General features: G+C 74.1%; 21 protein-coding genes. 15 read left to right on the forward strand and 6 right to left on the reverse strand.

Translation table 11 applies throughout. From position 1 onward, the window contains the following. Nucleotides 1-7 precede the first annotated feature (7 nt). The 5 genes from ACGF5T_RS07820 to ACGF5T_RS07840 all read left to right on the forward strand — a co-directional run bounded on the left by ACGF5T_RS07820 (nt 8) and on the right by ACGF5T_RS07840 (nt 5999). Nucleotides 8-1852, forward strand: coding sequence for a biotin carboxylase N-terminal domain-containing protein (locus tag ACGF5T_RS07820; protein WP_366766748.1), 1845 nt, complete (start codon nt 8-10; stop codon nt 1850-1852). Between the two features lie 88 nt (nt 1853-1940). After that, on the forward strand, nt 1941-3071 hold the full coding sequence (locus ACGF5T_RS07825) for an acyl-CoA dehydrogenase (RefSeq protein ID WP_366766711.1): 1131 nt from the start codon (nt 1941-1943) through the stop codon (nt 3069-3071). A 17-nt stretch (nt 3072-3088) separates the two neighbouring features. Then, a complete protein-coding gene (locus ACGF5T_RS07830; RefSeq protein ID WP_366766710.1) occupies nt 3089-4657 on the forward strand; it encodes a 4-coumarate--CoA ligase family protein in 1569 nt (522 codons plus the stop codon). Then, nucleotides 4654-5388: an enoyl-CoA hydratase family protein gene (locus tag ACGF5T_RS07835; RefSeq protein ID WP_361015577.1), complete on the forward strand. Its 735-nt coding sequence runs from the start codon at nt 4654-4656 to the stop codon at nt 5386-5388. The genes ACGF5T_RS07830 and ACGF5T_RS07835 overlap by 4 nt, the downstream gene beginning before the upstream one ends. Further along, nucleotides 5376-5999 (forward strand): TetR/AcrR family transcriptional regulator, encoded by a 624-nt coding sequence (locus ACGF5T_RS07840; RefSeq protein ID WP_366766709.1) that lies wholly within the window; start codon nt 5376-5378, stop codon nt 5997-5999. The genes ACGF5T_RS07835 and ACGF5T_RS07840 overlap by 13 nt, the downstream gene beginning before the upstream one ends. A 13-nt stretch (nt 6000-6012) precedes the next feature. Here the strand turns inward: ACGF5T_RS07840 and pdxH are convergent, their stop codons facing one another. Continuing rightward, nucleotides 6013-6642, reverse strand: coding sequence for a pyridoxamine 5'-phosphate oxidase (gene pdxH / locus ACGF5T_RS07845; RefSeq protein WP_356608706.1), 630 nt, complete (start codon nt 6640-6642; stop codon nt 6013-6015). Between the two features lie 302 nt (nt 6643-6944). Here pdxH and ACGF5T_RS07850 point away from each other — a divergent pair, with 302 nt between their 5' ends. The 3 genes from ACGF5T_RS07850 to ACGF5T_RS07860 all read left to right on the forward strand — a co-directional run bounded on the left by ACGF5T_RS07850 (nt 6945) and on the right by ACGF5T_RS07860 (nt 10416). Then, nucleotides 6945-8045, forward strand: coding sequence for a citrate synthase 2 (locus tag ACGF5T_RS07850; RefSeq protein WP_361015575.1), 1101 nt, complete (start codon nt 6945-6947; stop codon nt 8043-8045). A 329-nt stretch (nt 8046-8374) separates the two neighbouring features. Next, on the forward strand, nt 8375-8854 hold the full coding sequence (locus ACGF5T_RS07855; RefSeq protein WP_361015573.1) for a GNAT family N-acetyltransferase: 480 nt from the start codon (nt 8375-8377) through the stop codon (nt 8852-8854). 98 nt (nt 8855-8952) lie between these two features. After that, complete coding sequence (locus tag ACGF5T_RS07860; protein ID WP_356608347.1) at nt 8953-10416, forward strand: PAS domain-containing protein; 1464 nt, start codon at nt 8953-8955, stop codon at nt 10414-10416. A 15-nt stretch (nt 10417-10431) separates the two neighbouring features. Here ACGF5T_RS07860 and ACGF5T_RS07865 read toward each other — a convergent pair whose 3' ends face one another. After that, nucleotides 10432-11187 (reverse strand): SIS domain-containing protein, encoded by a 756-nt coding sequence (locus ACGF5T_RS07865; protein ID WP_356608345.1) that lies wholly within the window; start codon nt 11185-11187, stop codon nt 10432-10434. A 213-nt stretch (nt 11188-11400) separates the two neighbouring features. Here ACGF5T_RS07865 and ACGF5T_RS07870 point away from each other — a divergent pair, with 213 nt between their 5' ends. Beyond that, nucleotides 11401-12093, forward strand: coding sequence for a metal-dependent transcriptional regulator (locus tag ACGF5T_RS07870; protein WP_356608343.1), 693 nt, complete (start codon nt 11401-11403; stop codon nt 12091-12093). Nucleotides 12094-12657: 564 nt separating this feature from the next. Further along, complete coding sequence (locus tag ACGF5T_RS07875; RefSeq protein ID WP_366766708.1) at nt 12658-13659, forward strand: alpha/beta hydrolase; 1002 nt, start codon at nt 12658-12660, stop codon at nt 13657-13659. A gap of 83 nt (nt 13660-13742) precedes the next feature. On the opposite strand, the gene ACGF5T_RS07880 is transcribed toward ACGF5T_RS07875, so the two are convergent. Beyond that, nucleotides 13743-14396, reverse strand: coding sequence for a bifunctional DNA primase/polymerase (locus ACGF5T_RS07880; protein ID WP_361015567.1), 654 nt, complete (start codon nt 14394-14396; stop codon nt 13743-13745). 359 nt (nt 14397-14755) lie between these two features. Between ACGF5T_RS07880 and ACGF5T_RS07885 the strand changes: the two genes are divergently transcribed. Together ACGF5T_RS07885 and ACGF5T_RS07890 are read left to right on the forward strand one after the other, a co-directional pair. Next, entirely contained in the window at nt 14756-16141 is a 1386-nt protein-coding gene (locus tag ACGF5T_RS07885) for a transcriptional regulator (RefSeq protein ID WP_356608336.1), read from the forward strand. A 201-nt stretch (nt 16142-16342) separates the two neighbouring features. Further along, a complete protein-coding gene (locus tag ACGF5T_RS07890; RefSeq protein WP_366766707.1) occupies nt 16343-18088 on the forward strand; it encodes a hypothetical protein in 1746 nt (581 codons plus the stop codon). A gap of 50 nt (nt 18089-18138) precedes the next feature. On the opposite strand, the gene ACGF5T_RS07895 is transcribed toward ACGF5T_RS07890, so the two are convergent. Next, nucleotides 18139-19458: an ABC transporter substrate-binding protein gene (locus tag ACGF5T_RS07895; protein WP_366766706.1), complete on the reverse strand. Its 1320-nt coding sequence runs from the start codon at nt 19456-19458 to the stop codon at nt 18139-18141. Between the two features lie 117 nt (nt 19459-19575). On the opposite strand from ACGF5T_RS07895, the gene ACGF5T_RS07900 reads away from it, so the two are divergent. Together ACGF5T_RS07900 and purU are read left to right on the forward strand one after the other, a co-directional pair. Further along, a complete protein-coding gene (locus ACGF5T_RS07900) occupies nt 19576-20076 on the forward strand; it encodes a hypothetical protein (protein ID WP_356608330.1) in 501 nt (166 codons plus the stop codon). 112 nt (nt 20077-20188) lie between these two features. Continuing rightward, nucleotides 20189-21082 (forward strand): formyltetrahydrofolate deformylase, encoded by an 894-nt coding sequence (gene purU / locus ACGF5T_RS07905; protein ID WP_053132812.1) that lies wholly within the window; start codon nt 20189-20191, stop codon nt 21080-21082. 24 nt (nt 21083-21106) lie between these two features. Here purU and ACGF5T_RS07910 read toward each other — a convergent pair whose 3' ends face one another. Continuing rightward, a complete protein-coding gene (locus ACGF5T_RS07910) occupies nt 21107-22537 on the reverse strand; it encodes a zf-HC2 domain-containing protein (protein WP_366766705.1) in 1431 nt (476 codons plus the stop codon). Further along, complete coding sequence (locus ACGF5T_RS07915; RefSeq protein WP_356608326.1) at nt 22534-23124, reverse strand: sigma-70 family RNA polymerase sigma factor; 591 nt, start codon at nt 23122-23124, stop codon at nt 22534-22536. The genes ACGF5T_RS07910 and ACGF5T_RS07915 overlap by 4 nt, the downstream gene beginning before the upstream one ends. Before the next feature lie 372 nt (nt 23125-23496). Here ACGF5T_RS07915 and ACGF5T_RS07920 point away from each other — a divergent pair, with 372 nt between their 5' ends. Further along, complete coding sequence (locus tag ACGF5T_RS07920; protein ID WP_053132806.1) at nt 23497-23877, forward strand: STAS domain-containing protein; 381 nt, start codon at nt 23497-23499, stop codon at nt 23875-23877. Nucleotides 23878-23919: the final 42 nt, after the last annotated feature.

The following is a 23919-nucleotide window of genomic DNA, read 5'->3' on the forward strand; positions in this document are numbered from 1 at the left end:
GCACCCTGTGATCGGCACCGTCCTCGTCGCCAACCGGGGCGAGATCGCCTGCCGGATCTTCCGCACCTGCCGCGAGGCGGGCATCCGGACGGTCGCCGTGCACTCCGACGCCGACGAGAACGCCCTCCACGCGCGCGTGGCGGACGCGGCCGTCCGCCTGCCGGGCACCGCGTCCGCGGACACGTACCTGCGCGGCGACCTGATCGTGAAGGCCGCGCTCGCCGCCGGCGCCGACGCCGTGCACCCCGGTTACGGCTTCCTCTCCGAGAACGCCGGCTTCGCGCGGGCCGTCACCGACGCGGGCCTGACCTGGATCGGGCCGCCGCCGGAGGCGATCGAGGCGATGGCGTCCAAGACCCGCGCCAAGGAACTGATGGGCATCGCCCCCCTCGGCGAGGTCACCGAGGCCGACCTGCCGGTGCTGGTGAAGGCGGCGGCCGGTGGCGGCGGGCGCGGCATGCGCGTCGTACGGCGGCTCGCCGACCTCGACGCCGAACTGACCGCCGCCCGCGCGGAGGCGGCGAGCGCCTTCGGCGACGGCGAGGTCTTCGTCGAGCCGTACGTGGAGGACGGGCGCCACGTCGAGGTGCAGATCCTCGCCGACACCCACGGCACGGTGTGGGTGCTCGGCACCCGCGACTGCTCCCTCCAGCGCCGCCACCAGAAGGTGATCGAGGAGGCCCCGGCCCCCGGCCTGGACGCCTCCCTCACCCAGGACCTGCACGAGCAGGCCGTCCGCGCCGCCCGCGCCGTGCACTACACCGGCGCCGGGACCGTCGAGTTCCTCGTCGCCGACGGCCACGCGCACTTCCTGGAGATGAACACCCGCCTCCAGGTCGAACACCCCGTCACCGAGGCGGTGTTCGGCATCGACCTGGTCGCCCTCCAGCTCCGCGTCGCCGAGGGCCACGCCCTGGACAGCGAGCCGCCGCCCCCGCGCGGCCACGCCGTCGAGGCCCGGCTCTACGCCGAGGACCCGGCGCACGGCTGGGCGCCGCAGACCGGTCGCCTGCACCGCCTCGCCGTCCCGGACGGCATCCGCCTGGACACCGGCTACACCGACGGCGACGACATCGGCGTCCACTACGACCCGATGCTGGCCAAGCTCGTCGCGCACGCGCCCACCCGCGCGGAGGCCGTCCGGCGGCTCGCCGGGGCCCTGGAACGGGCGGCGATCCACGGCCCGGTCACCAACCGGGACCTGCTCGTCCGCTCCCTGCGCCACGAGGAGTTCACCTCCGCCCGCATGGACACCGGCTTCTACGCACGCCACCTGACCGCCCTCACCGCGCCCGCCCCCGACCCCCTCGCCCCGCTGGCCGCCGCCCTCGCCGACGCGAGCGCCCGCTCGGGCCGCTTCGGTGGCTGGCGCAACCTGCCCTCGGCACCCCAGGTCAAGCGGTACGCCCTGGCCGGTGAGGAGCACGAGGTCCGCTACCACCACACCCGCGCGGGCCTCACCGCGGAAGGCGTACGCGTGGTGCGGGCCGACGCCCGCTCGGTCGTCCTCGAGACCGACGGCGTCCGGCGCCGCTTCGAGATCGCCCGCTACGGCGACACCGTCCACGTCGGCTCCACCACCCTCACCGCCCTGCCCCGCTTCCCCGACCCCGCCGCCGAGCACGTCCCCGGCTCCCTCCTCGCCCCCATGCCCGGCACGGTCGTCCGCGTCGCCGAGGGCGTGACGGAGGGCGCGCGCGTGGCGGCGGGCCAGCCCCTGCTCTGGCTGGAGGCGATGAAGATGGAACACCGGATCACCGCCCCGGCCGACGGCACCCTGACGACCCTGCAGGTCGTCCCCGGGCAGCAGGTCACGGTCGGCTCGCTCCTCGCGGTGGTGCAGGAGACCTAGGGGCGCGGGACTGCATGGAACATGCGGCTGCGCCGCGTGAGCGCGACAAGCCACGACGAATCCCGCACCCGACCGAAGGAGCACAGAGATGACCCCCCTCCTCGAGTCCGAAGAGCACAGGTCCCTGCGTGAAGCGGTATCCGCCTTCGCCCGGAGCCACCCCCGCACCGACAACCGGCAGTTCTGGCAGGACGCCGCCAAGCTCGGCTACATAGGCGTCAACCTGCCCGAGGCCTACGGCGGGGGCGGCGGCGGCATCACCGAACTCTCCCTCGTCCTGGAGGAGATGGGCGCCGCCGGCAACCCCCTCCTCATGATGATCGTCTCCCCGGCGATCTGCGGCACCGTCATCGCCCGCTTCGGCACCGAGGCCCAGAAGCGCGAGTGGCTCCCGGCGCTCGCCGACGGCAGCCGCCTGATGGCCTTCGGCATCACCGAACCCGACGCCGGTTCCAACAGCCACCGCATCACCACCACCGCCCGCCGCGACGGCACCGACTGGCTCCTCACCGGCCGCAAGGTCTTCATCAGCGGCGTCGACATCGCCGACGCCACCCTGATCGTCGGCCGCACGGAGGACGCCCGCACCGGCCGGCTCAAGCCCTGTCTGTTCATCGTCCCCCGCGACATCCCCGGCTTCGAGCGACGGCAGCTCGACATGGAACTGAACGCCGAGGAGAAGCAGTTCGAGCTGACCCTCGACGACGTGCGGCTGCCCGCCGAGGCCCTTGTCGGCGAGGAGGACGCCGGCCTCCTCCAGCTCTTCGCCGGCCTCAACCCCGAGCGCGTGATGACCGCCGCCTTCGGCATCGGCATGGGCCGCTACGCGCTGACCCGCGCCCTGGACTACGCCCGCGAACGCACCGTGTGGAAGACCCCGATCGGCGCCCACCAGGCCATCGCCCACCCCCTCGCCCAGGCCCACATCGAACTGGAACTGGCCCGCCTGATGATGCAGAAGGCCGCCCACCTCTACGACGCCGGCGACGACCTGGCCGCCGGCGAGGCCGCCAACATGGCCAAGTACGCCGCCGGTGAGGCCTGCGTGAAGGCCGTCGACCAGGCCGTGCACACCCTCGGCGGCAACGGCCTGACCCGCGAGTTCGGGCTCGCCCGGCTGATCACGGCGGCGCGCGTGGCCCGGATCGCGCCGGTGAGCCGCGAGATGATCCTCAACTACGTGTCCCACCAGACCCTCGGCCTGCCCAAGTCGTACTAGCCCGCCCGGGAGGAACCGTGTTCCGCAGCCAGTACGCAGCCGTCCCGCCCGTCGACCTGCCCATCCACGACGCGGTCCTCGGCCGGGCCGCCGCCTTCGGGAACACCCCGGCGCTGATCGACGGCACCGACGGCACCACCCTCACCTACGAGCAGGTCGACCGGTTCCACCGGCGGGTCAGCGCCGCCCTCGCCGAGGCCGGCGTCGGCAAGGGCGACGTCCTCGCCCTGCACAGCCCCAACACCGTCGCCTTCCCCCTCGCCTTCTACGCCGCCACCCGCGCCGGCGCCTCCGTCACCACCGTGCACCCGCTCGCCACCGCCGAGGAGTTCGCCAAGCAGCTGGGGGACTCGCGGGCCCGCTGGATCGTCACCGTCTCACCCCTGCTGGACACCGCCCGCCGGGCCGCCGCACTCGCGGGCGGCGTCCAGGAGATCTTCGTCTGCGACAGCGCCCCCGGTCACCGCTCGCTCGCCGACATGCTGGCCTCGACCGCACCCGAACCGTCCGTCACCCTCGACCCCGCCGAGGACATAGCCGCGCTGCCCTACTCCTCGGGCACCACCGGCACCCCCAAGGGCGTGATGCTCACCCACCGGCAGATCGCCACCAACCTCGCCCAGCTCGAACCCCTGGTGCCCGCCGGTCCCGGCGAACGCATCCTGGCCGTCCTGCCGTTCTTTCACATCTACGGGCTCACGGCCCTCATGAACGCCCCGCTGCGGCTCGGCGCCACCGTCGTCGTCCTGCCCCGCTTCGACCTGGAGCAGTTCCTCGCGGCCATCCAGAACCACCGCATCACCGGCCTGTACGTCGCCCCGCCGATCGTCCTGGCCCTCGCCAAGCACCCCCTCGTCGCCGACTACGACCTGACCTCCCTCAAGTACGTCCTCAGCGCCGCCGCCCCCCTGGACGCGCGGCTCGCCGCCGCCTGCTCGCGGCGGCTCGGCCTGCCGCCCGTCGGCCAGGCCTACGGCATGACCGAACTGTCCCCGGGCACCCACGTCGTCCCCCTGGACGCCATGGCCGACGCACCGCCCGGCACCGTCGGCCGGCTCGTCGCCGGCACCGAGATGCGCATCGTCTCCCTCGACGACCCCGGCAAGGACCTCGGCGTCGGGGAGTCCGGCGAGATCCTGATCCGCGGGCCCCAGGTCATGAAGGGCTATCTCGGCCGCCCCGACGCCACCGCCGCCCTCATCGACGAGGACGGCTGGCTGCACACCGGGGACGTCGGGCACGTGGACGCCGACGGTTGGTTGTACGTCGTCGACCGCGTCAAGGAACTGATCAAGTACAAGGGCTTCCAGGTGGCCCCCGCCGAACTCGAAGCCCTCCTGCTCACCCACCCCGGCGTCGCCGACGCGGCCGTCGTCGGCGCCCACGACGACGACGGCAACGAGATACCGCACGCCCACGTGGTGCGCCGGCCGACCGCGCCCGGCCTCTCGGAGAGCGAGATCATGCTGTACGTCGCCGAACGCGTCGCCCCCTACAAACGCGTCCGCCGGGTCACCTTCGTCGAAGGCGTCCCCCGGTCCGCCAGCGGCAAGATCCTCCGCCGGGAACTGCGAGGCGGCCGGTGACCGCGCTCGGCCGCTCCCGCGCACGCGGCGTCGAGACCCTCACCCTCGACTCCCCGCACACCCGCAACGCCCTGTCGGCGGCCCTCGTCACCGACCTGGCCGCCGCCCTCACCGACGCCGGACGCGACCCGGACGTCCGCGCCGTCGTCCTCACCCACACCGGCAACACCTTCAGCGCCGGCGCCGACCTGCGCGACCCGCCCGACCCGGACGCCCTGGTCGGCCTGGTCCGCGGCATCGTCGAACTGCCCAAGCCGGTCGTCGCCCGCGTCACCGGACACGTCCGCGCGGGTGGCCTCGGCCTGCTCGCCGCCTGCGACATCGCGGGCGCCTCCACCGACTCGACGTTCGCCTTCACCGAGGTCCGCATCGGCGTGGCCCCCGCCGTGATCTCCCTGCCCCTGCTGCCCCGCACCGACCCCCGCGCCCTCGCCCGCTACTACCTCACCGGCGAGCGCTTCGACGCCGCCGAGGCCGCCCGGATCGGCCTGGTCACGGCGGCGGGCGACGACGTGGACGCCGTACTGGGACCCGTCCTGGACGGTGTGCGCCGCGCCTCACCGCAGGCGCTGGCCGAGACGAAACGGCTGCTCACGGCTAGGGTGCTGGAGGCCTTCGACCGGGACGCGGCCCAGCTGACCGCGCTCTCGGCCCGGCTGTTCGCCTCCCCGCAGGCCCGCGAGGGGATGACGGCCTTCCTCGAACGACGGGATCCGGAATGGGTGGTGTGAGCGGCGCCGTGGGCACGGCCGGCGCGGAGCGTGTTCCCAAGCAGGACCGCAGCCGGGCCACCCGGCAGCGGCTCCTGGAAGCGGCCGTGGCCTGCCTCGCCGAACGCGGCTGGGCGGGCTCCACGGTCTCCGTCGTCGCCGAACGCGCGGGTGTCACCCGCGGCGCCGCCCAGCACCACTTCCCGACCCGCGAGGACCTCTTCACGGCCGCCGTGGAGTACGTGGCGGAGGAACGCTCCGGCGCCCTGCGCGCGCTGTTCCCCGAGGGCACGGCGGCCGACGACCGCCGGGCCGTCGTCTCGGCCCTGGTCGACCTGTACACCGGCCCCCTGTTCCGGGCCGCCCTGCACCTGTGGGTCGCCGCCTCCGACGAGGAGCAGCTGCGGGGCCGGGTGACCGAGCTGGAGGCCCGCGTCGGCCGCGAGAGCCACCGCATCGCCGTCGAACTCCTCGGCGCCGACGAGACCCGCCCCGGCGTCCGCGAAACCGTCCAGGGCCTCCTCGACATGGCCCGCGGCCTGGGCCTGGCCACCCTCCTCACCGACGACGCGGCCCGCCGGCGGCGGGTGGTCGACCAGTGGGCGCGGCTGCTGGACGAGGCGCTGGGCTGAGCCGCCCCGTCCCTCAGGGGCTGAGCCGCTCCACGCGCCAGCCCCCGTCCGCCTCCGCCACGTACCGGAGCCGGTCGTGCAGCCGGTTCTCCCGCCCCTGCCAGAACTCCACCTCCCGCGGCACCACCCGGAACCCGCCCCAGTGCGGCGGCACCGGCACCTGCTCGCCCTCCGGATACCGCGCGGCCAGCTCCGCGTACGCGGCGTCCAGGGCGTCCCGCCCGGTCACCACGGACGACTGGACACTGGCCCAGGCACCGAGCTGGGAGCCGTGCGGCCGGGTGCGGAAGTACGCGGCGGTCTCGTCCCGCCCGGTACGCCCCGCGACGCCCGTGACGATCACCTGCCGGGCCATCGGATGCCAGGGGAACAGCAGCGAGACCTGCGGGTTCTCCGCCAGCTCGCGCGCCTTGCGGGAGCCGTAGTTGGTGTAGAAGACGAACCCCTGCTCGTCGAAGTGCTTCAGCAGCACCGTGCGGGAGCTGGGCCGCCCCCGCGCGTCCGCCGTCGAGACGACCACGGCGTTCGGCTCGAAGAGCCCGCCCTCGGTCGCGGCCTGCCGGAACCAGCGCGCGAACTGCTCGACGGGCGTGGCGGCCAGCTCGGTCTCGGCGAGTCCGTCGGCCCGGTACTGCTTGCGCATCGAGGGGAGATCGAAGGGAGCGGCGTCGCGATCGGTCACGCCGCCATCCTGCCGTACCGGCGGTGTTCTTGGTCACTGCGTGGCACTGAGTGCCGCACCCCCTCCCCAAGCGTGTCACTCGGGGATATCGTGCTTGCTCCCGCTCCGGTCGGATGAACGCCGACCGTACGGGGCATCACAGGGGTGACCGCCAGGACCGCGAGTCGTCGGCACGACCGTGGATCCGAGGGACCTAGCGTCCGCGGGGGCGCCGCACCGCTCCCGCACCGGTCGCCACACATCACGATCACGAGGAGCCGCTGATGTCCGACTTCGTACCCGGGCTCGAGGGAGTCGTCGCGTTCGAGACGGAGATCGCCGAACCCGACAAGGAGGGCGGCGCGCTGCGCTACCGCGGCGTCGACATCGAGGACCTCGTCGGCCACGTCTCCTTCGGCAACGTATGGGGCCTGCTCGTCGACGGCGCCTTCAACCCCGGTCTGCCGCCCGCCGAGCCCTTCCCGATCCCCGTCCACTCCGGCGACATCCGCGTCGACGTCCAGTCCGCCCTCGCCATGCTCGCCCCCGTCTGGGGCCTCAAACCCCTCCTCGACATCGACGCCGAGCAGGCCCGCGCGGACCTCGCCCGCGCCGCCGTCATGGCCCTGTCCTACGTCGCCCAGTCCGCCCGCGGCCAGGGCCTGCCCATGGTCCCGCAGCGCGAGATAGACAAGGCCGGCTCCGTCGTCGAACGCTTCATGATCCGCTGGCGCGGCGAACCCGACCCCAAGCACGTCGCCGCCGTCGACGCCTACTGGACCTCGGCCGCCGAGCACGGCATGAACGCCTCCACCTTCACCGCCCGCGTCATCGCCTCCACCGGCGCCGACGTGGCCGCGGCCCTCTCCGGAGCGGTGGGCGCCATGTCCGGCCCGCTGCACGGCGGCGCCCCCTCGCGCGTCCTGCACATGATCGAGGAGATCGAGCGCACCGGCGACGCGGAGGCGTACGTCAGGAAGACCCTCGACGCGGGCGAACGCCTCATGGGCTTCGGCCACCGCGTCTACCGCGCCGAGGACCCCCGCGCCCGCGTCCTGCGCCGCACCGCCCGCGAACTGGGCGCGCCGCGCTTCGAGGTCGCCGAGGCCCTGGAGAAGGCCGCCCTGGCCGAACTCCACGCCCGGCGCCCCGACCGGGTGCTGGCCACCAACGTCGAGTTCTGGGCCGCCATCATGCTGGACTTCGCCGAGGTCCCGGCCCACATGTTCACCTCGATGTTCACCTGCGCCCGCACCGCCGGCTGGTCGGCGCACATCCTGGAGCAGAAGCGCACCGGCCGCCTGGTCCGCCCCTCCGCCCGCTACGTGGGCCCCGGTCCCCGCGACCCCCGCGCGATCGAGGGCTACGCCGACATCGACCACTGACCCGCGCACGCAGACGACCCGCGAGTCTGGTTCCTCCAGTGGAGGAGCCGGCCGGACGTACCGGCGACTCGCGGGTCGGGTGACTGCTGGGATTGGGCCGGCTGCACGCGTCTGTCACGCGCTGGTCCGGCACCGCACTCCGTGTGGTGACGGGCCGCTAGCCCGCAGCCACCTCACGCGTCCGGTTCTCATACATCTGCCGAACCACCTCCCTTCTCGTGTACCGCACAGCCTAGGAACCGGTCGGCGTCCGCTCAACCGGTTTTCACGGTCATTTCGCCGGCGGTCTCCCATGGACGCGTCCGCGCTGGTCACCTACCGTTCGGCGCATGACACAGCGACAGGGGGAGCCGTCGGTCCCGGGGCTGCGGATCGAGGCCGTGCGTGGTGACGCGATGGCCGAGGAGTGGCGGCACGTCCACAACGTGACCGTGCCGCCCGCGGCGATGAGTCCGGACCAGGCGCGGGAGCGGGCCGGGCGGTACCGGCTGGAGAACGCCTACCTCGGGGACGTGCTCGTCGGCTGCTCCACCGTGCGGCCGCCCCAGGGGGAGGAGCGGGTGGCGACCGTGATCGCCCGGGTCCTGCCCGGCCACCGCGGCCGCGGGATCGGTTCGGCGCTCTACGCGTCGGGGATGGCGCACGCGCGCTCCCTCGGTGCCGGGGCGGTGGAGACCGTGGTGCTGGCCGCGAACGCCGAGGGGCTGAGGTTCGCCGAGGCGCGCGGGTTCGTGGAACGCGAGCGGTACGTGCTGGACGGCGAGAGCGACGAATGGGTCGATCTGCGGCTCGCCCGACGCCCCGCATGACGGGGGCGTATGCCGAGTTTCCGCAGTACAACGATTTTCGCAATCTTGTGGGAACTCGGTGTGTGCTGCATCACGTTCGAGTTGAATGAAGGCCAGTGATGGCCACTGAGCGAGCCGACGTACCGTACGGCGGACGCAGCCTGCAGGGGGTCCAGGTGAGTGCTTCCCGGAGTAGTGGGATCACCGACGAGCTGGGGCCGGACGAGCCGGAGCAGCCCGAGCGGGTCGGCGCGGACCTGTTGGCCGCGCTGCTCGACGGCATGGACGCGGCCCTGTGCGCCTTCGACGGGGACGGGGTCGTCACCCATTGGAACCGGGAGGCGGAGCGCATCCTGGGCTGGACCGCGGCCGAGGCCGTGGGGCGGCAGGGCTTCGCGGGCTGGGCGGTGCGCCGGGCGGACGCCGGTGAGGTCGAGCAGCGGCTGCTGTCCGCGATGCGGGCGCCGGGCCGGCAGGTGCACGAGTTCGCGCTGCTGACCAAGGACGGCGGGCGGGTGCTGGTGCGTACCCAGTCCGCGGCCGTACGCGGCCCCGACGGCCGACCCGCGGGGGTGTACTGCGCGTTCAGCGAGGTGCACGCCCAGATCGACCTGGAGCGTTCCATCGCGCTGAGCGAGGCCCTGCTGGAGGACGCGAGCTGGGGCGTGGTGCTGGTGGACGTGGATCTGCGGCCCGCCGTGGTGAACGCGCACGCGGCCCGCGCGCTGGGCGCCGGGCGTACGTCGGTGCTGGGCCGGCCGCTCGGCGACCTGCTCGCCCAGGGCGTGGAGGAGCTGGAGAGCGCGCTGACGCACGTGCTGGCGGAAGGGACGCCGCCGGGGCCCGCCGAGGTCTGGGTGAGCGTGCGCACCGCGGAGGGCGAGCGGCGCCGGTGCTGGCGCAGCGGCTTCGTACGGCTGGCGTCGCCGCTGGCGGAGGAGCCGGTGCCGCTGGGTGTCGGCTGGCTGTTCCAGGACGTCACGGAGTCGAAGCAGGTCGAACAGGACGCGGCGCTGCTGCGGTTCCGGGCCAACCAGCTGCACCGCGCGGCGCGGGCGGCGGCCGAGTGCGAGGACCCGGCGGAGGCGGCGGTCGTCCACCTGGACTTCGCGCTCGCCGGGTTCGCCGACCACGCGCTGGTCGACCGGATCGCGGGCGGCGCGACGGACGCCGACGCGGACCCGGCGGAGCCGGTCCGCCTGGTCCGGGTGGCGGCCACGCCGTCCGGTGCGCCGGGACCGAGCGTGCCGGCCGGGACGACCGGGATGCCGGTGCGCTACGGCGCGAGCCACCCGGCGGTGCAGTGCGTGGAGCGGGCGGGTTCGGTGCGGGCCAGTGCCGGTGTCCGGGCGGTGCCGGCCGAGCGGGTGCGCGAGTGGGCGGCGGCCCGGCAGTGGCCGGCGGACACGGTGCACGGCCTGTGCGCGGTGCTGCGCAGCCGGGGCCGGACGCTGGGCGTCGTGACGTTCCTGCGGGGCTCGGGGCGGAGCGCGTTCGAGCGGTCCGACGCGATGTACGCCGAGGACGTGGCGGTGCGCATCGCGGCGGTGCTGGACCTGGCCGGTGCGGTGGGGAAGCGGTAGCGCGGGCGGCGCGGGTCAGCGTCGGTAGAAGATCCGGTCGCCGTACTGCTCCAGTACCCGCTCGTTCCACTCGGGGCCGCCGTCCACGTTGCCGGAGCGCAGCAGGGGCGGTTCGATGCCCCGGTCGGCGAGGGCGGTGGCGGCCGTGGCCGTGATGGCCTGCATCAGGGCGCTGGTGACGACCGTGGAGGCGGGGGCGAAGGGCGCCGGGACGGTGTCGAGCGTGAGTTCCGCGTCGCCGACGGCGATCTTGGAGTCGAGCACGATGTCGCAGTGGTCCTTGAGGAAGGTGCCGGAGGAGTGCCGCGACGTGGTCTCGGCGGCGTAGGCCACCGAGGTCACGCCGATGACCCGTACCCCCAGCGCGCGGGCGTGCTGGGCCATCTCCACGGGCAGGGCGTTGCGCCCGGAGAGGGAGACGACGACCAGGGCGTCGCCCTCGCGCAGGGGCGAGGAGTCCAGCACCACGCCGGCGAGGCCGTCGACGCGCTCCAGGGCGGAGCCGAGGGTGGCGGGCATGACGTCGACGCCGACGACGCCGGGCACGGCGAGCAGGTTCATCAGGGCGAGTCCGCCGGCGCGGTAGACGGCGTCCTGGGCGGCGAGCGAGGAGTGACCGGCACCGAAGGCGAAGAGCCGCCCGCCGTTCTGCACGGTGTCGGCGAGCAGTGTGCCGGCCGCCTCGATGGCGTCCGCCTCCTCGTCGCGGACGCGCCGCAGGAGGTCGATCGCGGCGTCGATGAACTGGCCGGCCGGCTTGCGGTCGCTCATGCGGGACCCCTTAGGTGTGGCTGTGTCGCGGATCACCGTGCGGTCTGGACCACTGCGGTGTCAATACGGTGTCGGGGACGCCCGCCCGGGCCGCCGGGGCCCGGCTTTCCGCGGTGAGGCACGGTTGTCGGTGGTATGCGTCAGAATTGAATTCCAGGGCCAGCGCACGCGCCGGTGGGCCGTAGCCTCCGGCAATCTCATCAAGGGGCACGAATGTCCGGACTGATCGACACCACGGAGATGTATCTCCGCACCATCCTGGAGCTGGAGGAGGAAGGTGTGGTCCCGATGCGCGCCCGGATCGCCGAGCGGCTCGACCAGAGCGGTCCGACGGTCAGCCAGACGGTGGCGCGGATGGAGCGCGACGGTCTGGTGTCCGTGGCGGCCGACCGGCACCTGGAGCTGACCGACGAGGGCCGTCGGCTGGCCACCCGCGTGATGCGCAAGCACCGGCTGGCGGAGTGCCTGCTCGTCGACGTGATCGGCCTGGAGTGGGAGCAGGTGCACGCCGAGGCGTGTCGCTGGGAGCACGTGATGAGCGAGGCCGTGGAGCGCCGCGTGCTGGAGCTGCTGCGCCACCCGACCGAGTCGCCGTACGGGAACCCGATCCCGGGCCTGGAGGAGCTGGGCGAGACGGACGGCGCGGACCCGTTCCTGGACGAGGGCATGGTCTCGCTCGCCGACCTGGACCCGGGCCTGGAGGGCAAGACGGTCGTCGTGCGCCGGATCGGGGAGCCGATCCAGACGGACGCGCAGCTGATGTACACGCTGCGCCGGGCCGGTGTGCGGCCCGGCTCGGTGGTGAGCGTGACGGAGTCGGCGGGCGGGGTGCTGGTGGGCAGCGGCGGCGAGGCGGCGGAGCTGGAGTCGGAGGTCGCCTCCCACGTGTTCGTCGCCAAGCGCTGAGGACCGGCCGGCCGGTCCCGCCCGTCGCGGGGCGTTCCGGCCACGGGTGTGATCCCGTCGTTTCCGGGGGCCGGTGAGCCGAATCGCAGCGCCCGGCGGCGTCGCGTGCAAGGCTGGGCGCGAGGCATATGACGTGAGGGGCTCTGGGCCGTGCGCCGACAGCGATGTCGCCCGGCCGGGGAGGGGGAGGGTGTGACGGAGAGACGGAGAGGGCCCCGGCGCCGTGTGGCGCCGGGGCCTGTCCTCCCCTGTGCTGACCCGGAGCCCCGAGCTCTCAGGGTCAATCCCCTCGGACCGTTTTCCCCGAGCGGTCCGCCTCCCGTTGAAGATCTCCCCTGGGCGGGGACGATCAATCCCTGAGGGGTGTCACTCGAATGAGGGGTGTTGCTCAGCGAGACGGCCTCTTCGAATGGGTATTCGATACTCTGCGGACGTCGGACGGCCGCGCACGCGACGGCGGTCACGGCGAGCAGGACAGGCACGGCAGGCAGGACACGGTTCACAGGACCGGCCGGCCCGGCAGGGGCGGGCGGTCCGAGCGGAGCTTGGGGGGTGCCAGGACCTATGGCGCGGCGCATCGACGTGACCGGCGCGGGCGGCGTACGCCTCGCGGCCTGGGAGTTCGGCGACCCTCCCAAGACCGGCGGGCCCTACGACACGGCCCTCGAAGACACGGCTCTCGGACACACGGCTCTCGGGGGCACGGCTTCCGGTGGCGCGGCTTCCGGTGGCGCGGACGGGAGCGGCGGCGGCCCGTCGCCCACGCCCTCCGGTCCCTCCGCCCCCGGCACCGGTGACCAGCCGGGTGTGCTGTTACTCCACGGCCTGATGGGCCGCGCCTCGCACTGGGCCCCCACCGCCCGCTGGCTCTCCGCCCGGCACCGGGCCGTCGCCCTCGACCAGCGCGGACACGGCCGCAGCGACAAGCCCCCGCGCGGCGCCTACACCCGGGAGGCCTATGTCGAGGACGTCGAGGCCGCCCTGGAGCAGCTCGGTCTCGGCCCGGCCGTCCTGATCGGCCACGCCATGGGCGCGCTGACCGCCTGGCAGCTCGCCGCGAAACGCCCCGACCTGGTCCGCGGCCTGATCATCTGCGACATGCGGGCGTCGGCGCTCGGTGCCGCCTCGCAGCACACCTGGACCGAGTGGTTCCGCGCCTGGCCCGTCCCCTTCGCCACACTCGCGGACGTGCGCAAGTGGTTCGGCGAGGACGACCCATGGGTGGAGCGGCCCAACCCGGCCCGGGGCGAGTTCTACGTCGAGGTGATGGCCGAGTCGCCGGACGGCTGGCGGCCCGTCTTCGAGCCGGAGCAGATGCTCAGGTCCCGCGAGACGTGGGTCTACGACGCCCACTGGGAGGAGCTGGCCCAGGTCCGCTGCCCGACCCTGGTCGTCCGCGGCCTCGACGGCGAGCTGGGCCGCGCGGAGGCGCAGGAGATGGTCCGCGTGCTCCCGCGCGGCGAGTACGCGGAGGTCGCCGACGCCGGCCACCTCGTCCACTACGACCAGCCGGAGGCGTGGCGGGCGGCCATCGAGCCGTTCCTGGACGCCCTCAGGGAGTCCTGACCCGGACGCCGGCGGGGGAGGGCGGCCGGCGTCAGCCTCGCCGACCGTCCTTCCCGTGGCGCGTGGCGCGGGCGGCGACTTCCCTAACGGTCCCTGCCGCAGGCGTACGCCAGCGGTGAGATCAGCTCCTCCACGTCCGGCAACCACCGGTTCGCCGGGGTGGGCCGGCACGCCCACTGCACGGCCCCCCGCGTCCCGTACCGCGTGGGCGGTGCGGCCACGAAGGCTCCCTCGCCCAGCGCGGTCAGGTCGAGGGAGGACGGCGACCATCCCAGCCGCCGCACGAGGTCCGGCACCTTGGCCGCGGCACCCGGGAGGACGAAGAACCGCATCCGCCGGTCCGGCGTCAGCGTCACCGGGCCGAGCGTCAGCTCCATCCGCTCCATCCGGGCCAGCGCCAGGAAACCCGCGGTCTCGGGCACGTCGATCGCGTCGAACGTCCGCCCGGTGGGCAGCAGGATCGACGCCGTCGGCTGCTTCTGCCACATCCGGCGGGCGACGGTGGCGCTGCCCGTCGCCTGGGTCGCCCAGTCCTCGCGCGCCGGGTGCGCGCCCGGGGCGGCGCACGCCGGGTCCCCGCAGGAGCAGCGCTGCACCCCGTCGGCGGCTTCGAGCCAGGTGCCGGGGAACACGTCCCAGTGGCGCTCCTCGGCGTAGCGTACGGCGGTCTCCAGCAGCGATGCACCGCGCTGCTGGGGGATCTGAGCGGCTTCGGTGCCCGGGATGGTCTCTTCCACGTGGAACTCAACTCCCGCGCCCACCCCGGGTTACGGGGGCCCGCCCGTCTCCCGCGGCCGCCCTCCCGACGCGCGCCCGCCGGGCCCCGCCCCGCCCTTTGCGCCGGAGAGGAGCACCGATTCCGCACCCGGGGCGCATGGGTGCATGTCCGGGGGCGCGCGGGAGGATCCACCGCGGGAGCTGGGTAGCCACGTCTGGGGCCGGCGGCGGCCGTTGCCCCGGCAATCCTCGCAAGCTTCGCAAGTCTCGCATTGTCGGCACATCGACGGGGCATTGATCTTCACGGCCGGATCCATCGGTCCGCCGGGACAGCACCGATACCGCATGACACCGCAAGAGACCGCATGGGGGTTACGCCATGGCCGCAAGGCCTCTCGTCGCGCGGCAGCCGAACGAACGACTGCAGGCGCTCATTCAGGAAGCGGGCTGCTCGAACGCGGGCCTCGCCCGCCGGGTCAACGTGTGCGGGGTCGAGCACGGACTCGACCTGCGGTACGACAAGACCTCCGTGGCCCGCTGGCTGCGCGGACAGCAACCCCGGGGCCGGGCACCGGCGATCATCGCCGAGGCGCTCGGACGCAAGCTCGGCCGCACGGTCACGATCGACGAGATCGGCATGGCCAACGGCAAGAACCTCGCGTCGGGCGTCGGCCTCCAGTTCTCGCCGACGGTCCTGGGCGCCATCGAGCAGGTCTGCGAGCTGTGGCGCAGTGACGTCGGCCGCCGGGACTTCCTGTCCGGTTCCTCCGTCGCCGCCTCCGCGCTCGTCGAACCGAGCCGGGACTGGCTGATCTCCGCCCCCGACTCGCAGGTCTCGCGCTCGGCCGGGCCGCGGGTGGGGCCCTCCGACGTGGCGGCCGTGCGGGCGATGACGCAGGCGCTGGTGGACCTGGACCACCAGTACGGCAGCGGGCACGTGCGCCCGGTGGTCGTGCACTACCTGAACAGCGTCGTCTCCGGGCTGCTCGCGGGCTCCTACCGGGAGGCGGTCGGACGGGAGTTGTTCGCCACCGTCGCCCGACTGACCGAACTGGCCGGATACATGGCCGTCGACACCGGGCAACCGGGGCTCGCCCAGCGGTACTACATCCAGTCGCTGCGGCTCGCGCAGGCGGCAGGCGACCGCGGGTACGGCGGGTACGTCCTCGCCGCGTCCATGAGTCACCTGGCCGCCCAGCTCGGCAACCCGCGCGAGATCGCGCAGTTGGCGCGCGCGGCGCAGGAGGGCGCACGGGGGCGGGTGACACCGCGGGCGGAGGCGATGTTCCACGCGGCGGAGGCCCGCGGCCACGCGCTCCTCGGCGACGTGCGGGCCGCCCACACGGCGGCCGGACGGGCGGTCGCCGCGATGGACGCGGCCGACGCGGCCTCCGGGGACGACCCCGTGTGGATCGCGCACTTCGACGAGGCCTACCTCGCCGACGAGTTGGCCCACTGCCACCGGGACCTCGGGCAGGCCGACGCCGCGGCGCGGTACGCGCGGGAGTCCCTGGACGGGCACCCCGAGTCACGGGCGCGCAGGCGGGCCATCGGGCATGTGCTGCTGGCCACCGCGCAGGTGCAGCAACGGGAGATCGAACAGGCCTGCACCACCGCGACGAAGGCGGTGGAACTCCTGGAGACGCTCCGCTCGAACCGGGGCGCCGAGTACCTGGACGACTTCCAGGCGCGGCTGGAACCGTACCGGGAGGAGGCGGTGGTGAGGGAGTTCGGGGCGCGGCTCGACCTCCAGACCGCGGCGTGAACACGAGGGCCGCGCGCGCGTGAACTCACGGGAAACGGCGGCACGGTGAGCGCGATCCACCGTGAACAGCGTGCCGCGGCCCGGTTTTGTTACTGCTGTCACAGGGAAGGAGTCCACGCCCCATGCGGCGTGGCAGTGGGCTCCGGGGACCCGGTAGCGTGAGCCGACGATTCCGAAGGTCCCCCATTCGTAGGAGTCCCGGTGACGCAGAGTGGACAGGGCGAGGAGCCCTCGGCGCGGCCCGCGCGCGAAGGCATCGTGCTGCCCTCCGACGGTGGCGAGCCGCTGCTGCCGGGCCTGGCAGGCACAGGTGCCGGGCCGGCCGGCCGGCCCGTGCCCCCCTCGGCGCCGCCCGGCGGCCAGGCCTGGGACCGGCCGTGGGGTCCCGAGCAGCAGCAGGGCCCGGCGCAGGACCAGGGCTGGCCGACGCCGGCCGGAGCCCAGCCCTGGGACACCGGCCGACCGGAGACCGCCCAGCCGCCCGCCGCGCACGGCTGGCCCGCGCAGGACGGCCCGGACCGGTCGCCCGGCGCCCTGCCGCCCCAGGCGGGCCCCGGCCCGCTCCCCCCGGAGGGCGCGCAGCCCCCGGCGTACGGCGCTCCGGCCGCGGCCTACGGCGGCCAGGTTCCGGGTGCGTACGCCTACGGCGACCAGGCGGGTGCCCAGGTCGCGGACGCGTACGGCGACCAGGGGTACGGCGCGGGGTCCTCGTACCCGCAACAGGGCCAGGGGGCCGGGTCCCCGGCGCCGCAGCAGCCGTCCGCACCGCTGCCGTCGGCCGACGAGGGGCTCACCCAGTTCCTGCCGCCGGTCGGGATACCCGCGGACGAGGGCGCGACGCAGTACATACCCCCCGTGGGACCGGGGGCGCTGCCTCCGGAGAGACCCGCGCAGCCGCACGCCCGCCACGGCCGGCCCGACGCCGAGTCGACGCAGTTCCTCGGCCGGGCCCCGCAGCACTACCCGGCGCCGGACGCGGCCGGACACCGGCCCGCCCCCGCGGCGCCCGCCCCGCACCCCGACGCCGAGGCCACGCAGTACATCGCCCCCGTGCCCGGCGGCCCCGCGCCGGCCCCCTACGGGGCGCCCGGCGGTGCGGAGAACCGACAGCCGCCCGCCGAGTTCGACAACCTCTTCCGCAGGGGGCCCGGCGCCGACGGCCCGGCCTCGTCCACCCAGCAGATGCCCCGCTTCGACGAGCCGCAGCCGCCGCGCCCCGGCGACCGGTCCGGGTACGCCGCCCCCCAGGGCCCCGGCGGTGGCGGCGGCAGGCGGCGCGGGAACGAGGACGGCGGCGGCCGCGGCGGACGGACGGGTTCCCGGCTGCCGCTCCTGGCGGCCGTGGGGGTCGGCATCGCCGTCGTCGGCGTCGGGGCCGGCGCGATGATGGCGGGCGGCGGCGGCGAGGAGGACACCGGCGGCAACCAGACCGTGTCCGCCACCGCCCCGGCCTCCGCCTCCGCGTCCGCGTCCGCCTCCGCGTCGCCGTCCGCGGACCCGGTCCGGCAGCAGGCCGTCGAGCTGGACAAGCTGCTGGCCCACAGCGGCAACAGCCGGTCCATGGTGATCAACGCCGTGGGCGACGTGAAGACCTGCGACAACCTGTCCCAGGCGGCCAAGGACCTCCGTGAGGCCGCCAAGCAGCGCACCGGGCTGGTCACCAGCCTCTCCCAGCTGAGCGTGGACAAGCTGCCCCGGCACTCCGAGCTGACCACCGCCCTCACCAAGGCGTGGCAGGCCTCGGCGTCGGCCGACAACCACTACGCGGCCTGGGCCGACCAGACGGCCGGCAAGAACGGCTGCAAGAAGGGCAAGCCCCGCTCCAGCCCGGGGGCCGGCAACCGGGAGAGCGGCACGGCGAGCAAGGAGAAGGCGAAGGCCGCCAAGCTCTGGAACGCCATCGCCAAGGAGTACGGCCTGACGGAGCGCCAGCCCACCCAGCTGTGACGGCCCCGGCCCCGGCCCCCCGCCTCCGGGCGCCGGGCCGGGCGGTTCGCTCAGGCCACGTCGGCGTTCTGCAGGGTGCGGGTGGTGTCCAGGGTGCCCTGGCGGGCCGAGACGAGCCGGCCCTCGCGTACGACCTGCAGCGACACCTCGGTGTTGACCAGGCGCGGGAAGCCGACCGAGGCCAGCTTGTCCGCGAACGTCCACCGGAGCGGCGGCGTGAGACCGCCCGTGCCGATCTCCAGCCCGCCGTCCAGGGCCCGCCGGACGGTGTCGGCGCCGACCTCGCCGTCACCGAGGGACTCGACCACCTTCCTGAGGACGGTGTACGCGATGTACGTGGTCTGCACCCCGGCGTCCGCCGCGTCGACGTCGTTGTCGCCGAACGCCTGCTCCTTGATCACCTTCTTCATCCCGGCCCAGGCGGGGTTGCTCACCGACGGGTACCAGCCGGTGACGTACGCCCCCTCGTAGGGCCCGGACTCTCCGCCGCTCGCGTTGATCGTGGTCTGGTCGACGCTGCCGAGCACGGTCGCGGTCCGCACCTCGGGGTGGTCCTCGCGGGCCCGGCGGAAGGAGTCCATGAAGATGCCCGTGCGGTCCCCGAGAACGGGCACCACGCACCCCCGGTCCGGTGAGCCGGCGGTCGCCCACCGCAGTGCCTGCTCGGACTGGCCGCCGTACTCGGTGGCGTCCTCCGCCGCGCGCTGGTCGTGGGCGTGCTCGTGACCGCCCGAGGCGAGCCCGGAGTCGAGCAGCACGGGCAGCTCGTCGCCCGCGATGGTGTCGGGCCGGACGAGGGTGACCGGCCCGCAGGAGCCGGCGAGGGCGCTGCCGAGGCCGGCCAGCAGCGCGGGCTGGCCCCCGTTGACCGGGTAGGACAGCGGGCTGGTGAACTCCGTGTTGGTGATGCCGTAGCCGCCGATGTAGGGGATTCCGGCGCCCTCCAGCACGGGGAGGAAGGAGTCGGCGTGCTGGCTGTAGGAGCCGACGACCGCGACCACGTTCTCCTTGACCGCGAGGCGGGCGCACTTCGCGGCGGTCACGCTGTCGTTGTGGTCGTTGCAGGTGAGGACGTTGAGCTTGCGTCCGCCGAGCCCGCCCTGGGCGTTGACGGAGCGGGCGTAGGCCTGGGCGAAGGCGGGCATGCCGGGCTTGTTGGTCGCGCCCGTGTCCTGGGGCGCCCAGGTCATGACGGTGATCGGGTCGTCGTCCCCGGAACCCCCCGTGGTACCGGGGACGACCCCGCAGCCGACGGCGAGCGACGCGCACGCCACCAGCGCGCCCGCGGACAGGACACCGGTGCGGGATGCCCGGGAGCGGCCGCGGAGGCCGCGGAGGAAGGTGCTGCGGGTGGGTCGCCTGCCGGTCATGTGCCCGCACGATTCCGTCACACGGCTAACCTGGAAGTGACCTGCGGTCAACGCAGGGTGACGCCGGGGTGAATTGCGGGGGCCGGTGAGGCGTGAGCGAGGGGGAACGTACGATCGATGACCGTGCAAGGTTCGGAGAACTCTTCCCGTCGCGGCCGCCGCTCCTCCACCATGGGCGGCATGCCACTCAACGACATGCCGTGGTGGCGCTGGCGCAGCCAGGTGCGCTCCGCGCTGCACATGCTCTCCGCCCCCGCCTTCCAGCGGGACGTCTGGCTCGCCGGTGTGGACGGCTACGGTGACGTCACGGACGCGGTCTACCGGCTGGTGGAGGACACCTGGCTGGACCACTGGTCCGCCGAGAAGTACGTGGGCACGGTCTTCCGGGACTCGCAGGAGGCGGCGCTCGTGGACACCGCCGTGCTGCGGGTGCTGCGGATCATGCACCAGGTGGGGCCGGACGCGCCGGTGACCGCCTACCTCGAACACCCCGACTGGCCGGAGGCGGTCCGGGCGGCGCGCGACGCGCACGTGCGGCTGGCCACCAGCGACGGCGAGGACCCGGAGGCGGAGCCGCGCACGCTGGAGGTGCTGCGCATCCTGACCCGGTCCGCCTGAGCGGGCGCCCGGGCCCGTCGCGCGGGCCCGCAGGGTCCGGCCGCGTGGCGTCCGGGTCCGCCTGGCGGGACGCCACTCGGCCCCGCGGCCCGGATATGGGACCCTGTCCTGCATGAATGAGCCGTCCCCCGCCGCCGTCCCGCCGGCCGTCGCCCCGGCCGACCAGTACGTCCTGACCCTGTCCTGTCCGGACAAGCAGGGCATCGTGCACGCCGTGTCCAGCTACCTGTTCATGACCGGCTGCAACATCGAGGACAGCCAGCAGTTCGGCGACCACGACACGGGACTGTTCTTCATGCGCGTCCACTTCTCGGCCGAGGCGCCGGTGACCGTGGACAAGCTGCGCGCCAGCTTCACGGCCATCGGGGACGCCTTCCACATGGACTGGCAGATCAACCGGGCCGACGAGAAGATGCGCGTCGTGCTCATGGTCAGCAAGTTCGGGCACTGCCTGAACGACCTGCTCTTCCGGGCCCGGATCGGTGCGCTGCCGGTGGAGATCGCCGCAGTGGTGTCCAATCACACCGATTTCGCCGAGCTGGTGGGTTCCTACGACATCCCCTTCCACCACATCCCCGTGACACGGGACACCAAGGCGGAGGCGGAGGCGCGCGTCCTGGAGATCGTGCGCGAGGAGAACGTCGAACTCGTCGTGCTGGCCCGTTACATGCAGGTCCTCTCCGACGACCTCTGCAAGCAGCTCAGCGGCCGGATCATCAACATCCACCACTCCTTCCTGCCGAGCTTCAAGGGCGCCAAGCCGTACCACCAGGCGCACGCCCGGGGCGTCAAGCTGATCGGGGCGACGGCGCACTACGTGACGGCCGACCTCGACGAGGGGCCGATCATCGAGCAGGAGGTCGAGCGGGTCGGGCACGACGTCACGCCGGACCAGCTGGTCGCCGTCGGGCGGGACGTGGAGTGCCAGGCACTGGCCCGGGCCGTGAAGTGGCACGCGGAGCGGCGGATCCTCCTCAACGGGCGCCGCACGGTCGTCTTCGCCTAGGGCCGCGGGGGCGGCGATCCGCTCCTACATCCTGCTCAGGCTCGCCGCGGCGAACAGCACGTCCCTGATCGCCTCGCGGTCCCCCAGCTGCCCCGCCGCGGCGTCCGCCGGAGGCACGTGGCCCGCGGCCAGCCGGCAGAACTCCACGCCGTCCAGCGCCACATGGGCCACCTCGTGGTCGGCGGAGCCCAGCGCGCCCGGGGAGTCGAGCGGGATGAACCACTCCCCGCCGCCCGAACCCTCGATCTCCAGGCGCAGGCTGCGCCCCGGCTCCCCCGCGGCCACCAGGCGCGGGCGGGCTGCGGGCGAGGCCAGCCCGTCCCGGCGACGGGCCGCGAGGACGTCCGGCAGCATCCTGGCCGCCAGGTCGATCATGCGGTGCAGGTGACGCGCGGAGGGCGGCCCGTACGGGTAGTCCACCGCCTCGGCGATGTCCTCCGCGTGCACCCAGCACTCGAAGGCGCGGTCCAGCATGGCGTCGTGCAGCGGCAGTTCGAAGTCGCCGTAGGACACCGGCATCCGGCCTGCCTCGCCGGTGAACGACACGGTCCGTACGATGCCGTGGCTCTGCTCGCGCCAGGGTGCCCGCACCGCGCGGGTGGGCGGGTAGTGCGACGCCCGCCAGTACGCCTCGGTGCGGCCGGCCGGGGCGGCGGAGGGCGCGGTCACGTCGCCCAGCGGGTCGGCGAGACCCAGGGCGACCGCGACCAGGCCGTCGACGCTCAGCAGGTGCGCGATGACCCCGGCGACGGTGGTACGGCGGCTCGCGGCGCCGTCGGCCTCGTACCAGCGCAGCCGGACCGGCGCGTGCCACTCGGCGTCGCCGATGTCCTGGAGCAGCGCGTCCAGCCGGGCCGTCTCGGCGTCGTACGGCGTCGCCCACTCGGGCACCGGGATGCGCGGCGGGCGCCGTTCCAGGCAGCCCTCCAGGACGCGGGTGCGCAGGGCGGGGTCCAGGTCGAGGCTCTCCGGGCGTTGCAGCAGTCCGACGGCCTCGCGCAGCCGCAGCGCCTCCTCGGCACAGGGGTCGCACTCGCCGAGGTGCTCCTCGACGGCGGCCGCCTCCTCCGCCGAGCAGGCCGCCAGCGCCCACGCGCCGAGCAGGGACGTCAGCACCTGGTGCTCCAGCGCGACCGGCCCGCCCGGCACCGCGTCGGGCAGCGCCCGCCCACCGTCCTCGACGGACACCCGGGGGAGCGGTATCCGCGCCGGGGACGCGTCGCCGCCGGGACGGCCGGGGTCGGCGGGGTCGGCGGGGTCGCCGGGGGCGACGGGGGCGTCGCGCTCTGTGCTACTGCCGGAGACTCCCGGACCTCCCGCGTCCCCGGCATCGTCCCGGGGCCCGTCCGTGCCGGGGCCGTGCCCGTCCGCGGGGTCGCCGTGGGCGCGCGGCTGCCCCGGGTTCTCGTGGTCGGTGTTCTCGTTCTCGTCGTGGGTGCCGTGCGCGTCCCTCATGCGGCGCCTCCGTATCCCGGCGGCGCCCCGGGTGCCCCCGGGGAGGCGGCGTCCCGGGCGGTGGAGAGGAGCTGGAGGCCGAGACGGAGGCGGCGGCGGGCCTCGTCCTCCGTGACGCCGAGGTCGACGGCGGTCTGGCGGTAGTCGCGGCGCTGGAAGTAGGCCAGCTCCAGGGCGGCACGCAGCGGGGCCGGCATGGACTGGACGATGTAGTCGGCGCGGGCGGCGACCGAGGCGTGGCGCACCCTGCTCTCCAGCTCCTCGGTGGTCCCGGTGCCGCTGCGGGCCAGGGCGGCCGTCTCGGTGGCCCGCAGCCGCTGCACGGCCAGGCGGTGCGCCAGCGTGGCGACCCAGGTGCGCAGCGGGCCCTGCCGGGGGTCGTAGGCGTCCGGATGCTCCCAGACGTACGCGAAGACGTCGCGGGTGATGCGGTCGGCGGCCCGCTCGTCACCGAGCACCCGGTGCGCGAGACCGTGCACGAGGGAGGCGAACCGGTCGTACAGCTCTCCCAGGGCGGCGGCCTCGCCGCGCGCGAGGCGCTGCTGCATCTTGCGGTCCCAGCGCAGCGGTGTGTCGCTCTTCGCCATACGGCCTCTCACCCCCAGTCCGTCGCCTGCTCGCGTCGTGCCCGTTCCGGTCTCCAGCCTGCGGCCGGCGTCCCTCCGAATGTAGTCGGCACGTCCGACGTCGCACGCCCCTTTGTGCCAATGCGCGCCCCCGGCCGCCCGTAGGTGATAAGCCCCTCCCCTACCCTCTATCGTGCGACCGGATGCGATCGAACAGGATCGAAACAGTCTGGAACAAGCCGTTTCCGATCGACTCCCGTTTTCCGTGAGGCGTTTGCGGGAACGGCCGCTGGGCAGGTGCGCGCCCAAGAAGCGTAAGCACGGCTTCCGTTTCAGGAGCATGTGGTGAGATTCGGGTGATTCCGGACGTCCGTTGACCGGCGAATGAAGGGCATGGTGGTGACGCTCAATGTGACCGGCGGTGAGCAGGGCGAGTGGGCCGTGCTCCAGGTGTCGGGCGAACTGGACCTGGTGACGTCACCGGTGCTGCGGCAGCGTGTGCACGACGAGGTGGCCGAGGGGCGGCACAGCCTCGTCCTGGATCTCTCCGAGGTCCTGTTCTGCGACTCCAGCGGGGTCGGCGTGCTGATCGCCTCCCGGCGGCTCATCCGCTCCTGCCAGGGCCGGCTGCGCCTGATACTGCCCGCGCAGGGCGCCGTGGACGGTTCCCACGTCAACCGCGTCCTCGGCGCGCTCGGCGTGCGACGGCTCTTCGACGTGCATCCGGACCTGGCCTCGGCGACCGGCGACGAACCGCGCCCGCTCTCCGCGTAGCCGTCCCGTCACGCGACCCCGCACCACCCACCCGACCGGCGC

This window comes from Streptomyces sp. NPDC047853, assembly GCF_043204535.1.
Lineage (GTDB): Bacteria > Actinomycetota > Actinomycetes > Streptomycetales > Streptomycetaceae > Streptomyces.